This window comes from Bacillota bacterium (assembly GCA_024655925.1).
GTDB lineage: Bacteria > Bacillota > DTU025 > DTU025 > JANLFS01 > JANLFS01.
The window spans coordinates 21,188-33,648 of the sequence record JANLFS010000021.1; the positions used below are offsets into that span (position 1 = coordinate 21,188).

At 61.7% G+C, this 12,461-nt stretch carries 14 protein-coding genes and 1 pseudogene; 11 read left to right on the forward strand and 4 right to left on the reverse strand.

The window, feature by feature from the left end; genetic code table 11:
- Positions 1-8 precede the first annotated feature (8 nt).
- The 9 genes from gcvH to NUW23_04980 are packed head-to-tail and all read left to right on the forward strand — an operon-like array spanning position 9 to position 8,778.
- The gene (gcvH, locus tag NUW23_04940) at positions 9-449 is read left to right on the forward strand and encodes a glycine cleavage system protein GcvH (GenBank protein ID MCR4425523.1); all 441 of its coding nucleotides are present in this window, start codon (positions 9-11) and stop codon (positions 447-449) included.
- Positions 446-1,663 (forward strand): (Fe-S)-binding protein, encoded by a 1,218-nt coding sequence (locus tag NUW23_04945; protein MCR4425524.1) that lies wholly within the window; start codon positions 446-448, stop codon positions 1,661-1,663. The genes gcvH and NUW23_04945 overlap by 4 nt, the downstream gene beginning before the upstream one ends.
- A complete protein-coding gene (locus NUW23_04950) occupies positions 1,660-3,648 on the forward strand; it encodes a CoB--CoM heterodisulfide reductase iron-sulfur subunit A family protein (GenBank protein ID MCR4425525.1) in 1,989 nt (662 codons plus the stop codon). The genes NUW23_04945 and NUW23_04950 overlap by 4 nt, the downstream gene beginning before the upstream one ends.
- Positions 3,627-4,043, forward strand: coding sequence for a hydrogenase iron-sulfur subunit (locus NUW23_04955; protein ID MCR4425526.1), 417 nt, complete (start codon positions 3,627-3,629; stop codon positions 4,041-4,043). Before NUW23_04950 ends, NUW23_04955 begins: the two co-directional genes overlap by 22 nt.
- Entirely contained in the window at positions 4,040-4,951 is a 912-nt protein-coding gene (locus NUW23_04960) for a 4Fe-4S dicluster domain-containing protein (GenBank protein ID MCR4425527.1), read from the forward strand. The genes NUW23_04955 and NUW23_04960 overlap by 4 nt, the downstream gene beginning before the upstream one ends.
- Positions 4,948-6,018, forward strand: a complete 1,071-nt coding sequence (locus NUW23_04965; protein MCR4425528.1) for a 4Fe-4S dicluster domain-containing protein — start codon at positions 4,948-4,950, stop codon at positions 6,016-6,018. Before NUW23_04960 ends, NUW23_04965 begins: the two co-directional genes overlap by 4 nt.
- Entirely contained in the window at positions 6,011-6,850 is an 840-nt protein-coding gene (locus NUW23_04970) for an FAD/NAD(P)-binding protein (GenBank protein MCR4425529.1), read from the forward strand. Before NUW23_04965 ends, NUW23_04970 begins: the two co-directional genes overlap by 8 nt.
- 38 nt (positions 6,851-6,888) lie before the next feature.
- Positions 6,889-7,662 (forward strand): FadR family transcriptional regulator, encoded by a 774-nt coding sequence (locus NUW23_04975; GenBank protein MCR4425530.1) that lies wholly within the window; start codon positions 6,889-6,891, stop codon positions 7,660-7,662.
- A 9-nt stretch (positions 7,663-7,671) separates the two neighbouring features.
- Positions 7,672-8,778 carry a lipoate--protein ligase gene (locus NUW23_04980; GenBank protein MCR4425531.1) on the forward strand — a complete coding sequence of 369 codons (1,107 nt, stop codon included), beginning with the start codon at positions 7,672-7,674 and terminating at the stop codon, positions 8,776-8,778.
- Positions 8,779-8,797: 19 nt separating this feature from the next.
- Here NUW23_04980 and NUW23_04985 read toward each other — a convergent pair whose 3' ends face one another.
- The 3 genes and pseudogenes from NUW23_04985 to NUW23_04995 all read right to left on the reverse strand — a co-directional run bounded on the left by NUW23_04985 (position 8,798) and on the right by NUW23_04995 (position 10,461).
- Positions 8,798-10,057: a GGDEF domain-containing protein gene (locus tag NUW23_04985; GenBank protein MCR4425532.1), complete on the reverse strand. Its 1,260-nt coding sequence runs from the start codon at positions 10,055-10,057 to the stop codon at positions 8,798-8,800.
- 9 nt (positions 10,058-10,066) lie between these two features.
- A pseudogene (locus NUW23_04990) lies at positions 10,067-10,276 on the reverse strand (hypothetical protein).
- The gene (locus NUW23_04995; protein ID MCR4425533.1) at positions 10,255-10,461 is read right to left on the reverse strand and encodes a hypothetical protein; all 207 of its coding nucleotides are present in this window, start codon (positions 10,459-10,461) and stop codon (positions 10,255-10,257) included. Before NUW23_04995 ends, NUW23_04990 begins: the two are co-directional and overlap by 22 nt.
- Positions 10,462-10,640: 179 nt before the next feature.
- On the opposite strand from NUW23_04995, the gene NUW23_05000 reads away from it, so the two are divergent.
- Together NUW23_05000 and NUW23_05005 are read left to right on the forward strand one after the other, a co-directional pair.
- Complete coding sequence (locus NUW23_05000) at positions 10,641-11,234, forward strand: sigma-70 family RNA polymerase sigma factor (GenBank protein MCR4425534.1); 594 nt, start codon at positions 10,641-10,643, stop codon at positions 11,232-11,234.
- On the forward strand, positions 11,221-12,009 hold the full coding sequence (locus tag NUW23_05005; protein MCR4425535.1) for a zf-HC2 domain-containing protein: 789 nt from the start codon (positions 11,221-11,223) through the stop codon (positions 12,007-12,009). The genes NUW23_05000 and NUW23_05005 overlap by 14 nt, the downstream gene beginning before the upstream one ends.
- Here the strand turns inward: NUW23_05005 and NUW23_05010 are convergent.
- On the reverse strand, positions 11,996-12,461 hold a 466-nt coding region (locus NUW23_05010; protein ID MCR4425536.1), incomplete at its 5' end, for a hypothetical protein. The two genes, NUW23_05005 and NUW23_05010, sit on opposite strands and share 14 nt — an antisense overlap.

The window sequence follows — 12,461 nt, forward strand, 5'->3', positions numbered from 1 at the left end:
TTTCGTCTGTGAAGATTCGAGACTACGAGTTCCCTGATGACCTCTACTATGACCGGTACCACGGGTGGGCCAGGCTCGAGGGGAACAAGATCACAACCGGAATAACCGACTTCGCTCAGAAGCTCGCGGGGGAGATAGTCTACATCGCCCTGCCCGCGCGAAATCGCACCCTGGAGCGTGACAAACCATACGTCTCTTTGGAGTCCGGCAAGTGGGTCGGGCGTGTGAATTCGCCTGTGGCGGGCAAGGTTCTCCGGGTCAACACCGAGCTCGAGGACGACCCGGCGCCTCTCAACGACGACCCCTACGGTGAGGGATGGATCGCCGAGATCGAGATGGCGGAACCCGCGTCCACCGAGGCTTTCATGAGGACCGGCCCAGATCTGGAAGCCTTCATCCAGTCCGAGATCGACAGGATCGAGCAAGAGAAAGCGGAGCGGGAGAAATGATCTCGAAGGTGATTACGGAGGAGTCCATCGCGGTCGGACGGGCCGAGAGACTTGCGGCAGGCTTCGAAGACGGCCGCCGGCTGCTCGCTTGCATCCAGTGTGGCACGTGCACCGGCACCTGCCCTGCGTCCACCGGGATGGACATAACCCCGCGCCAAGTCTTCCGCATGGCTCAGCTGGGCATGATCGACGAGTTGATGGAGTCGCGCACCTTGTGGCAGTGCGCTACGTGTGCGTCATGCAAGGTGAAATGCCCAAGGGGAATCCCCCTGTCTGACCTCATGCTCGAACTCCGCCGAGAGTATGTGAGGCAGCGTGGCGCCCCAGAAGCGATGGGGAACCTCGCCAGGATGCTGGACGAAAGGCACAACCTGACGGGAGATCCACCTGACAACAGGCTCCTCTGGTCCCTGAACATGGATCCGGTTCCCGATGGCCTCGACAGGCGCAAGGGAGCCCAGGTTGTGTACTTCACTGGCTGCGTCGCCGGTCTGTTCCCCGCGGTATCGGGAATACCTCAATCCCTTGCAACGCTGCTCAGAGCGGCCAGGGTGGATTTCACGACCTTGGGCGGCGATGAATGGTGCTGCGGATTCCCCCTTTTCGGCGCGGGTGTGCCCGAGAGGGCCCAGGCCGCCGCCAGGCACAACGTCGACGAGATACGGAGGCTTGGCCCTTCGACCATGGTCACGTCCTGCCCATCGTGCTACCACACCTTCGTCCACAAGTACGAAAGCCTCATCGGAGAGAGCCTCGGCTTTCGGGTGGTCCATTCCACGGAGTTCCTCCGCGAGCTTGCCTCATCTGGCAGACTTCCTTTGGGGACAATCAATGAGGTCGTCACCTACCACGACCCTTGCGACCTCGGCAGGAAAAGCGGTATCTACGATGCGCCCAGGGATCTGATCAACATGGTGCCCGGCATGGAGTTCCGCGAAATGAGGTACGCCCGAGAGAACGCCAAGTGCTGTGGGGGCGGAGGCAATCTCGAGATGAACGACAAATCTATCTCTGAATCCATCGCGGAACAAAGGGTAGCCCAGGCTGCCGAGACCGGAGCCAGGATTCTCCTGTCCGCATGCCAGCAATGCAAGAGAACGCTCCAATCCGCGGCTAGGCGTGCGAGGACCAAGATCAAGGTGGTTGATCTCACCGAACTCCTCGTCCGCTCAGTTGAGGTGGGTCAAGCAGAATCGGGGGTAGGCGCGCCATGAAGAGGATCGGAGTGTACATCTGCCACTGCGGCACTAACATCGCTGGGGCTGTCGATTGCAGTAAGGTTTCGCGCTACGCTTCGGGTCTTCCCGGGGTTGTGGTCGCCCGCGACTACGTGTATACTTGCTCCGACCCGGGGCAAGAGATGATCAAGCAGGACATAGCTGGGCACAAGCTCGATCGCGTCGTGATTGGGGCGTGTTCCCCCAGGATGCACGAACCGACCTTCCGGAACACACTGGCCGAGGCGGGCCTTTCTCCGTTCCACCTGCAGATGGCCAACTTGAGGGAACACGTGTCCTGGGTGACCCACGACCGGGAAGAGGCCACGGCCAAGGCCATGGACCTCATCCGTGCGGCAGTTGCCCGAGTCACGCTCCATACAGACCTTGCGAGTCTCGAGGTCCCCATAACCAAACGCGCGTTGGTGGTTGGAGGGGGAATCGCGGGCATCCAGGCCGCGCTCGACATCGCCAATGCGGGTTACCACGTATACCTGGTAGAGCGTGAGCCAAGCATCGGCGGGCACATGGCCCAACTCGACAAGACCTTCCCCACACTTGACTGCTCCGCATGTATCCTCACACCCAAGATGGTGGACGTCTCCCGCCATCCCAACATCGATCTCCTGGCGTACAGCGAGGTTGTCGAGGTCGCAGGATACGTCGGGAACTTCCGGGTCCGTGTGAGGCACAAGCCCCGCTATGTAGATTCCTCCAAGTGCACGGGGTGTGGGGACTGCGTAGAGGCGTGCGTCATGAAGAAGAGGATCCCCTCTGAATTCGAGGCGGGGATGGGAGGCCGTAGCGCAGTCTACATCCCCTTCCCCCAGGCGGTTCCGCTCAAGGCGGTCGTGGATGGAACCCGATGCCTCTTCCTCACCAGGGGGAAGTGCACCAGGGCATGCGAGGAAGCATGTTCGCGCGGAGCGATCAGGTTCGACGACTCGGAGCGGGACTCAGAGCTCGAAGTGGGTGCTGTGGTGCTGGCCACAGGGTATGATCTGTTCGATGCGAGGACCAAGCCCCAGTACGGTTACGGCATCCTGAAGAACGTCATAGACGGCCTTCAGTTCGAACGCCTGGCGTGTGCTTCCGGCCCCACAGATGGCAAGATCGTGCTTGCCAACGGGTGTGAGCCGGAGGCCATAGCCTTCCTGCACTGTATAGGTTCTCGAGATGTCAACTCTAACCGGTACTGTTCGCGAGTGTGTTGCATGTACTCGATGAAGCAGGCACACCTGGCGCGAGACAAGACCAGGGCCCGGGTGTACGAGTTCTACATCGACATCCGAGCGGCGGGCAAAGGCTACGAGGAGTTCTATGAGAGAGTCCAGGAGGAAGGCGTGCACTTCATCCGGGGCAAAGCCGCCGAGGTCTCAGAGCGCGACGGCAAGCTGGTTGTCCGGGCAGAGGATACCACTTTGGGCCGGCCTGTCGAGATCGCGGTCGACATGGTGGTCCTGGGAGCTGGGCTTACTCCGCGGTCGGATGCGGCTGAAGTCGCCCAAACTTTCCACGTGACGAGAAGTCAGGACGGGTTCTTCGCCGAGGCCCACCCCAAACTCAGGCCGGTGGAGACCAACACCAGAGGCATCTTCCTCGCCGGGGCTTGCCAAGGACCCAAGGACATCCCCGAGTCCGTGGCCCAGGCGACAGCGGCGGCGGGTAAAGTCACCGCCCTCTTCGCGCAGGACTTCCTCAGGACTGAGGCGATGATCGCACAGGTGAACGAAGCGATGTGCTCCGGATGCCTCTGGTGCAAGCCGGTCTGCCCGTTCGGGGCCATCGAAGCGGTCACCATAACCGAGCGCTCCGGCCGCCGCACGGTCGAGCGCGAAGTAGCCCGGGTCAACCCCAGCCTGTGCCAAGGGTGCGGGGCATGCACCGCGGCATGCAGGACCGGGGCCATGTCACTCCTGGGATACACTGACAGGCAGGTCCTTGCGGAGGTGGATGCAATATGCCTTGGAACCCCCTCATAGTCGCTTTCTGCTGCAATTGGTGCAGTTACGCCGGAGCGGACCTCGCAGGCACATCAAGGCTTGCCTACCCCGCGACGGTCAGGATAATCCGGGTTCCGTGCTCCGGGCGAGTGAATCCCCAGTACATCGTGAGGGCATTTCAGCGTGGGGCTGACGCCGTCCTGGTAGCTGGCTGTCATCCCGGGGATTGCCACTATTCCACCGGCAACTACTTCACACGCCGCCGGTTCCTTCTCGCCCGGACGTTCCTGGAGTACCTGGGGGTAGAGCCAGAGAGATTCCAGGTCCGCTGGATCTCGGGGTCGGAGGGACCCAAATTCCAGGAGACCATCAAGGAGATCACACAGGCCGTCCGGGCACTCGGGCCCAATCGAAAGCTGAGGGATGAGTCGTGACCGATGCCACGTCACAGATCAGAGAGATTGCCAGAAACCTCCTCTCCGAAGGGCGAGTCCAGACGGTGCTGGGCTACGAAGAAGCGCCTTTGGGCCTTGGGCTCAGGCCGGCCTTCGTGCGGGAACCCAGTGGCACCGGCCGGCTGGTGTTCGACGCCCGCCCCACCCTGGGCCTGGCGAGGTACCTTCCAGGTGAGATCGCCTCAGCGCTCGCGCGGGCGGAGGATGGAGCGGCAGGGAGCGGTGGAACGACACGTGGTGCAACCGTGGCAGTGGTCGCTAAGGGGTGTGATGTCCGGGCGGTACTCCGCCTCGTCGCGGACAGGCGCATTCGCCGCGAGAACGTAATCCTCATAGGCGTCCCCTGCTCCGGCTCGATCGACGAAGAGCGTTTCCCGAGACTCATCGCCAAGTGTTCGGGATGCGACGCCCGCCTTCCGGAGGGATGCGACTTCACCATCGAGACCATGGCCGAACCCCGGCCGGCTGACCGTCACCGGCCGCTCAAGGTCGAGGATCTCGAAGGAATGACCGCCGACGAGCGTTACACCTTCTGGCAGAGGCAGTTTGCCAGGTGCATAAGGTGCTTCGCATGCCGGAGCGTCTGCCCGGCGTGCGGGTGCCGCGAGTGTGCCCTGGAATCAAGATCTCCAGTGTGGCTCGAGCGTGACGTCAATCCCTCCACGCAATCGATGTTCCACTTCATGCGCCTCATGCACACTGCTGGACGGTGCGTGGACTGCGGCGAATGTGAGCGCGTCTGCCCGGTGGGAATCCCCCTCACGCTTCTCACGAGAAAGCTAATGTCGGACATACGCACTCTCTTCGGAGTGGAACACCCTGAGACTCCCGGAGACAGCGAGCCTCTCGCGAGGTTCGGCCTCTCCGACCCGGAGGAGTTCATATGAGAGAGTTCGAGGGGAGGAACGGTCAACCCATGCGCAAATTGAACCAGGGGGACCTTCCACTGTTTCTCGCCGAGGTCGCACAGGAGCGGGAGGTATTCGCCCCCGAGAAAGAGGACGGCGCAGTGGTCTTCCTGAGATGGTCCCCTGGCGATCCCGTCTTCACGGATTACTTCAACACCGCTGTCTCCCCGAAGGGATTTGTCTTTCCTCAGTCTCAGAAGGTCCTCGACTTCGAGATGAAAAAGGGCTCGGAGTCCATCACGGCCGCTCCGCCACCGATTCCCCGGGCGGTCTTCGGTGCCAGGCCATGCGACCTCGCCGCACTTGAGCTGCTGGATTTGGTGTTCCTCTCTGGCGAGTACCGCGACGACTCCTACGCCCGAGAGCGGGAGAGCGTCCTTTGGATCGGGCTTGCATGCGTCGAGCCCGGAGAATCGTGCTTCTGCAACGTGTTCGGCATCACCCCCGGATCGTCAAAAGGTGCAGATATCATGCTCTACCCCATTCCTCCAGCCTGGGGCGGCGGTTTCGCGGTCGAGGGACTGACGGCACTGGGCGAGGAGTTGTTGGCGACCAAAGCGAATTTGTTCGTGACCCTGCCTGATCCTGATGGGGCCGCCGTTGTGGCGGAGTATACCGGACGGATGACTTCCCTCGCGCGCCACCTCGACCTCGGGAACCTCCCGGAGTCGCTGCCCACACGGTTCAACGACCCATACTGGGCACGCTCATCCGAAAGGTGTCTGGAATGCGGCCTGTGCACTTACACATGCCCCACCTGCCACTGTTTCGGGGTGTCGGACATTCCGAGAGGGACGGCTGGGCGACGGGTGCGGTCCTGGGACTCATGCATGTTCTCGGAATTCCTGTTGATGGCGGGGGGACATAACCCGAGGCCCACTCGGGCGGAGAGGGTGAGACAGAGGTTCATGCACAAGCTCGCCTATGCTCCTGAGAGGTACGGCCGCGCCTTCTGCGTGGGGTGCGGCAGATGTGTCGCCATGTGTCCGGCCGGGCTCTCCATGGCCACGGTTCTTCACGAGATCGGGGGAGTTCGCTGTGAGTGAGAGACTACTGCTGCCGTCCCTTGCCACCGTCACGTCGGTCCGCCCGGAGACCTTGTCCGGGGATGTGAGGACGTTCCAGGTTGAGTTCGATGACCCGGCGGACGCTGCTCGGTTCACCTACCTTCCAGGCCAATGTGCCATGGTCTCGGTGTTCGGAGTTGGGGAATGCATGATCTCCATCGCATCCTCCCCTACACGACTGGGGCCGCTGGAATTCGCCGTCAAGAAGGTAGGCATGGTCACTGAGGCCATTCACGAGCTCGAACCTGGCGCAAACCTGGGAGTGCGCGGCCCCTACGGCAACTGTTTCCCAGCTCACAACTGGCTCGGCCAGAACCTGCTGTTCGTCGCTGGCGGCATCGGCCTTGCACCTCTTCGGTCACTTGTCAACTACTGCCTTGACAAACGGGAAGACTATGGGACAATTGACCTTGTATACGGCGCAAGAACCCCGGGGGACCTCTGCTTTCGCGATGAACTCCAAGAAGTCTGGTCAAAGGCTCCCGACACCCGCGTCAACCTGACCGTGGATCGAGGAGACGATACCTGGGCGGGCCCGGTCGGTTTTGTTCCCGCTTTTCTCGAGAGCCTCGCACCTGACCCATCGGGAAGGATCGCTGTCACCTGCGGGCCTCCCATCATGATCAAGCTGGTCCTGGAGTCCCTGACCCGCCTCGGGTTCCCGCCGGAACGGATCATCACGACGCTCGAGATGAAGATGCAGTGTGGCGTGGGCAAATGCGGGCGGTGCAATGTCGGGGCGAAGTACGTGTGCGTGGACGGCCCAGTGTTCTCCCTGCGGGACCTGGAGGGACTCCCTGAGGAGTTCTGATGCCGGCTGGCGCGCGTCTACAATGGGGGATTACATCGATGTATCTTAAGCCAATCCGTACCCGCAAAGTCTACGAAGAGATCGTCGACCAGATACGCTCACTCATCACCTCAGGCGCGCTCAAACCCGGGGACAAGCTCCCTCCCGAGAGGGAACTTGCGGACACCCTGAAGGTGAGCCGCGCATCAGTCAGAGAGGCCTTGACCGTGCTCGAATCGAGAGGAATAATCGAGAGCCGGCCCGGTGGCGGCACCTTCATCCGAGAGTCCACGGTGGAATCGTTCGCAGAGCCTTTCGCCCTGATGCTCATGCAGTCCCGAACCTCAAGTTTCGCGCTGCTCGAGCTGCGAACCATTCTGGAGTCCGAGGCTGCCGCACTCGCAGCCAAGCGCGCTTCCCCCGAGGACATCGAGCGCATGATGGAATACGTCGGGCAGATGGAGGCAGACGTTGCGGCTGGAGGCCTCGGTGACCATGCCGATTTCGACTTCCATCTGTCCATTGCGGAGGCTACCAAGAATGCGATGCTGGTTCGAGTCATGGCGGGCATATCGGACGTCTTCGCACAGAGCCTGAGGACAAGCAGGCTCCGGCTGTTCACACTCCCCGGCGGCTCCAAGACCTTGCTCGATCAGCACGTCGAAATAGCTCAGCGCATCGCGGAGCGCGATGCTCGCGGCGCAAAACGCGCCATGCGAAATCATCTGCTGTATGTCAGGGATAAACTCCAGGAATTCGAACGCGGAGAGAAGACCGAGGCTTCCGAAGCGAAGCAAGCGGAGAACGTCCTCCGACGGGAGCAAGGAGAGTGATGGCCGCAAATGCCCGGCAGTGAATGGAGGCTTCTCGACCTGGGGGAGCTGCCCCCAGTTGAAACCCAGTCCGTCTACCACGCTGTTGCTTCCTGTGTCGGCTCAGGCCGCTCTCCTGACACCCTCATAATCTGCTGGCCAGCTTCCCCGCTTGTCTGTATCGGTTACCACCAGGTTGCGTCGAAAGAAGTAGCGATGGATCGGTGTGCTGAACGGGGCTACCCGGTGGTCAGGCGGATGCTGGGCGGAGGAGCAGTCCTCCTCAATTCCGACCAACTCTTCTACCAGGTGATAGCATCCGGGACCAATCGGTCCGCCCCGTCTACCATCGACGGCCTTTTCAGATTCTTCCTCCAGGCCCCCGTGGAGACCTACAGGGCACTTGGTATCCCTGCAGTCTACAGGCCCATAAACGACATTGAGGTGGACGGACGAAAGATCTCCGGAAACGGCGGAGGGTTGATCGAAGGAGCAAAGGTCATTACCGGCAACATCATTTTCGATTTCCCCTTCGATGAGATGCCCCAACTCTTGCGCGTCCCAGACGAGAAGTTCAGGGACAAGATTCGCGCCACTCTCTGCGACCGGATGACTACGATCCAGAGAGAACTGGGCCGTCGGCCACCGCTGTCGGAGGTCAAGAGCATGCTTATCGACCAGTTCGTGCAGGTGCTCGGGGGGGCCCTCGTCCCCGGATCCCTCACTGACCTCGAGCGCGAGCGGCTTGTCGAGATCACCCGAACATACTCCGGCGCAGAGTGGCTGAATCAGCGAAGTCCCGGCGGCAAGGGAAGCGAATGTCCTGCGAAGAAAGTGAAGATCAGTGCGCGGACCAGCATCGTCGAGGCGGCTCACAAAGCCCCAGGCGGTTTGATCCGGGCGCTCATCGAGGTAACCGATGGGATCCTAACCGATGTATTTTTCTCAGGAGACTACTTTGTCAGCCCTCTGGACGGATTCGACCGACTCTCCTCAGAGCTTGTCGGGACTCGTTTGGACGCTGGTGCACTGCGCGCCGTGGTAGAGGAGTTCTTCGCCACGAGTGGCGTGGAGTCACCCGGGGTATCCGCAGAGGACGTGGTCGCGACCGTCATGGCCGCGGCGGCGCTCAGGTGAACCCGCCGCTGAGAGCCGGTCAGGGCAGAGTATCCTCTCCATGGCCGGCCGCCCTCGGGCGGGCACAGCCGTCTAGATGCCCGGCAGCCCTGTTCATCGATGCGAGCATCGCCGCCCTCACTTTCTGTGCCCTTGAGGTCTTTTCACTGTACATTGCATTGTCTGCCCGCCGCATCACACACGCAAGGTCCTCGTCTTCGTCGACCGCAGTCGCCACGCCCACCGACACGGAAAGTGCGGGTACACTCGGGTCTTCCGATGCGGCGCGGAACGCGTCGCGCACCCGCCGTTCCACCTGGAGAGTGGCATCTGGCCCCGCTTTCGGCAGGAGGACCGCGAACTCGTCCCCTCCGATCCGCGCGACAATGTCATTTGCACGAAAGACCCCGGAGAGCACGGCGCCTACCCTTCGTAGCAGCGCATCTCCTTGATCGTGCCCGAGAATGTCGTTGACCATCTTCAGCATATCCACATCTATCATCATCACACTTACCGGGAAGTTCGATGGGTCGCCCAGCCTCACCAGGGCGTCATCGAAGTAGGTGCGGTTGTATAGGCCAGTCAAGGAGTCCCGGGCAGAGATGTATGACAGTCGCTCCTGCTTCCTTATGAGTTCCTGTTCGGCACGCTTGTCATCGGTGATGTCCTCGAAGATCACCCCCAGCCTGCGCCCGGGCATGGCGAACACGGTGAAATCCACTGCCCTGGTGATGAACTCACCGTCCATCTCCACCATCTCGTACTTGGTCGGTATCCCCGTGCCGAGGACGGCTTGGAGTCTCGCGGCGATGTTCCGGTCCATGGTGGGCCACACATCGTGGAAGGCCGAACCCACACGCACGTCCGGACCGTGCCCCGGGCGCCGGGAAAGGCGCCTGCCAGCATCGTTCTCAAGGCTTAGGACCAACCCTCCCCCGCTCTTCTCCTCGAACACCTGGAACCCTACGGGCATGTACTGGGCCACGTCATGGAAGCTTCCCAGCGCGGCCTCTTTCTCGATCTCCGCCGCCTCACGAGCCCGGGACTCGAACCACCCTTCGAGGGCGAGCGCAAGGACGCGCACGGCCGCTCGCAGGAGTCGTGTATCATCGTTGTTCCACGTCTCGCCGGAAGTCGCGCCATCCGCCACAACCGCCGAGTGGAGTGAACCGCGGAGGTTCCCCAGCTGGCCGAGGGTGAACTCGATCATCTCCGAGAACGACCTGCGCGAGAACGCATACTCCGCTATTGCGCTGACCGCGCGTTCGTGCTCCAGTTCTCGCCTGGCGGCCTCGAGCACCAGGACACGTTAAGTGATGTCGCGAGCTATGACTAGTACCCTGCCGTCTCCGAGGGCACTGCAGTTGACCTCGGCAGGCGCCTTGCGGCCGTCCCGCCTGACGACGGTCACCTCTCCCATGTACTGCCCAGTCTCCTCAATCGACGCAAGGATCGTGTCCCTCGCCTCTTCGCCAGACCCCCAGAGGAAGAGCTTCCCTAAATCCGATCCGGGGAGATCCTCACGGCGGCACCCACCGAGCCGTGCTGCGGCGTAGTTGACCTCAAGGCAGACCCCCGAAAATCCGAGACAATGATGGCATCACGGGCGTTTTCCACGACTGCCCTGTACCGGTTTTCGGCAGCCAATAGCGCGACGCGGTCCAGGGCCTGCTTGAGTATGTCATGTCTCCCGTCGCTGACCATCCGTTATCCCCCCTGCCGGACCATTGCCCGGAACAACTCACGTGTCTCGCGCGTCAGATCAATTGGCGGCAAATACCTCTTCGGATCCGCTCATCCACCCTGCGCAAAAAGAGGATTGCCAGGACAAATGAAGTAGTACTCAGGGTATGGTGAGGCTCACAGCCGAAGAGGTGAGCGCCGTGGCATGCCAACTTGACGACGAACAACTGGTCGAACTCCACCTCTCTGGGAATCCGGAGGCAATGGAGCTTATTTACGACAGATATTTCGACAAAGTGTATCGTCTGGCCTTCGCGAAACTTGGAAATCCGACAGATGCCGAGGATGTCACTTCGAACGTGTTCCTGAAGCTCTGCCGGTCGCTCCACTCTTTTCGGGGGGAATCCAAGTTCTCGACCTGGATATACACGATCACGAACAACGCGGTCACAGACTGCCTCAGGAGGAGACGGCCCACCGTTTCGTTGAATGCGGACTTGGCGACAGACGACGGCGACTCGATGCAGCGCGAGCTCGAGGACGAGTCTCCGGGGCCCGAGAACATGACCTGCGAGGCGGACTTCGCCCGATACGTCTTCAGTCTGCTGGACTCTCTCCCCCCGCAACAGCGGGCAGTGGTAGAACTGAGGTTCGTCATGGAGCGCAGCTACCAGGAGATAGCCGATGAGCTCGGTGTGGAGTTGGGCACGGTGAAGTCGAGGTTGAACAGGGCTATCGCCGCCCTGAAGGCGCTTTGTTTTCGCGACGAGGTGAAAGCCAGTGCAGTGCGGTGAGTTCCGTGAGAGCCTGCTGGATTACGTTCAAGGAGACTGCGGGCCGGACGAGGCCAGGTCCATAGCCGACCATGCTTCCGGGTGCAGGCCGTGCGCGGACGCACTTGAGGCGTACCGGGTGATTGTGGCCGCACTCCGTTCCTCCGCCCTGCCCTCAATGGAGTTCCAGGAATCACTGCGGGCAATGTTTCGAGCAGAGGTCCGTTCCGACATCCAAAGACGCCGGGCCCGGCTTGGCCGGTGGGCAGCCTTCGCCCAGGTCTGCCGCCCCTACTTCGGTCTTGCAGCGGCCATTCTGCTCGCTGTCACCGTATCCCTCACAATCGTGATTCACCGGCCCGGGGCGGTGCCCGGAACCGAGATCGCTCAGGAATCCAGTCTGACCAGGACCATCGCTGAGGCGCCCAGAGCTGCATCCTCCGATATCGACATGGGAGGAGCCTACGGAGCGCTGATAGGCGCGACTCAAAGCAGGGCAGTGGGATTTGGCCCCACGGGTCCAGACGAGCCTTCTACCGTCTTCGTGGTCGTCGGGCGCCCCTACTCCCCCGAAGGTGAAAGCGCCTTCCAGGACCTGGTCCGGCAGGCTGGCGGCACTCGCGAACCCGATCAGGCTGGCGCCGACGGGACGGTGTCCGTCAGGGCTGCCATCCCCGCGGATGTGGTCGGTCACTTCCTCGCCGGGCTCGAGGTCTTAGAGCCTCGTGAGATCTCAAGGCCTCTCGAGATAACCTCGGAGGTCGTGTCCATCGTGGTCACCTTCAACACAGATTGACCTCGGCGACTCTCCATTCGCCGTCCTCCAGGACCATCGTCAGCCGAACTGTGCCCGTGTTTACCGTCAGGTCATCTATTATCAGTGCGTGCGAGAACGACACTGTGGCAAGGGTCTCGCTGTGCAGGTCCCAGCACACATCCCACGCAGGCATCTCCGCCCTTTCACCCGAGAGAAACCATGCCCACCCGATGGCTTCGAGAGTCCCCCCGGGGTCCGCTGGATTCTGCGCATGGCGGATCCTTCCCCTGGAGTATACGGACATGTGCTCGGGAAAATCCGAAACCATGCTGTCCCGCCACTTCTTCGCGACTTGAAGGATTGCCCGTTCATCCCCCCGGTCCGACACCCCCCCTGCCGCGCTCAGCTGATCCCCGATCGTCCCCCACTCCAGACAGACCTGACCTGACGCAGTCGGGGCGACCTCAGGGACCCAGGGCCCATTCACTCTG

Excerpts from the sequence above, each read along its gene's own strand:
- NUW23_04995 (MCR4425533.1), bottom strand. The coding sequence starts at position 10,461 with ATGGTCAGCGACGGGAGACATGACATACTCAAGCAGGCCCTGGACCGC.
- NUW23_04955 (MCR4425526.1), top strand. The coding sequence starts at position 3,627 with ATGCCTTGGAACCCCCTCATAGTCGCTTTCTGCTGCAATTGGTGCAGT.
- NUW23_04980 (MCR4425531.1), top strand. The coding sequence starts at position 7,672 with ATGCCCGGCAGTGAATGGAGGCTTCTCGACCTGGGGGAGCTGCCCCCA.
- NUW23_04975 (MCR4425530.1), top strand. The coding sequence starts at position 6,889 with ATGTATCTTAAGCCAATCCGTACCCGCAAAGTCTACGAAGAGATCGTC.
- NUW23_04945 (MCR4425524.1), top strand. The coding sequence starts at position 446 with ATGATCTCGAAGGTGATTACGGAGGAGTCCATCGCGGTCGGACGGGCC.
- NUW23_04950 (MCR4425525.1), top strand. The coding sequence starts at position 1,660 with ATGAAGAGGATCGGAGTGTACATCTGCCACTGCGGCACTAACATCGCT.
- NUW23_04965 (MCR4425528.1), top strand. The coding sequence starts at position 4,948 with ATGAGAGAGTTCGAGGGGAGGAACGGTCAACCCATGCGCAAATTGAAC.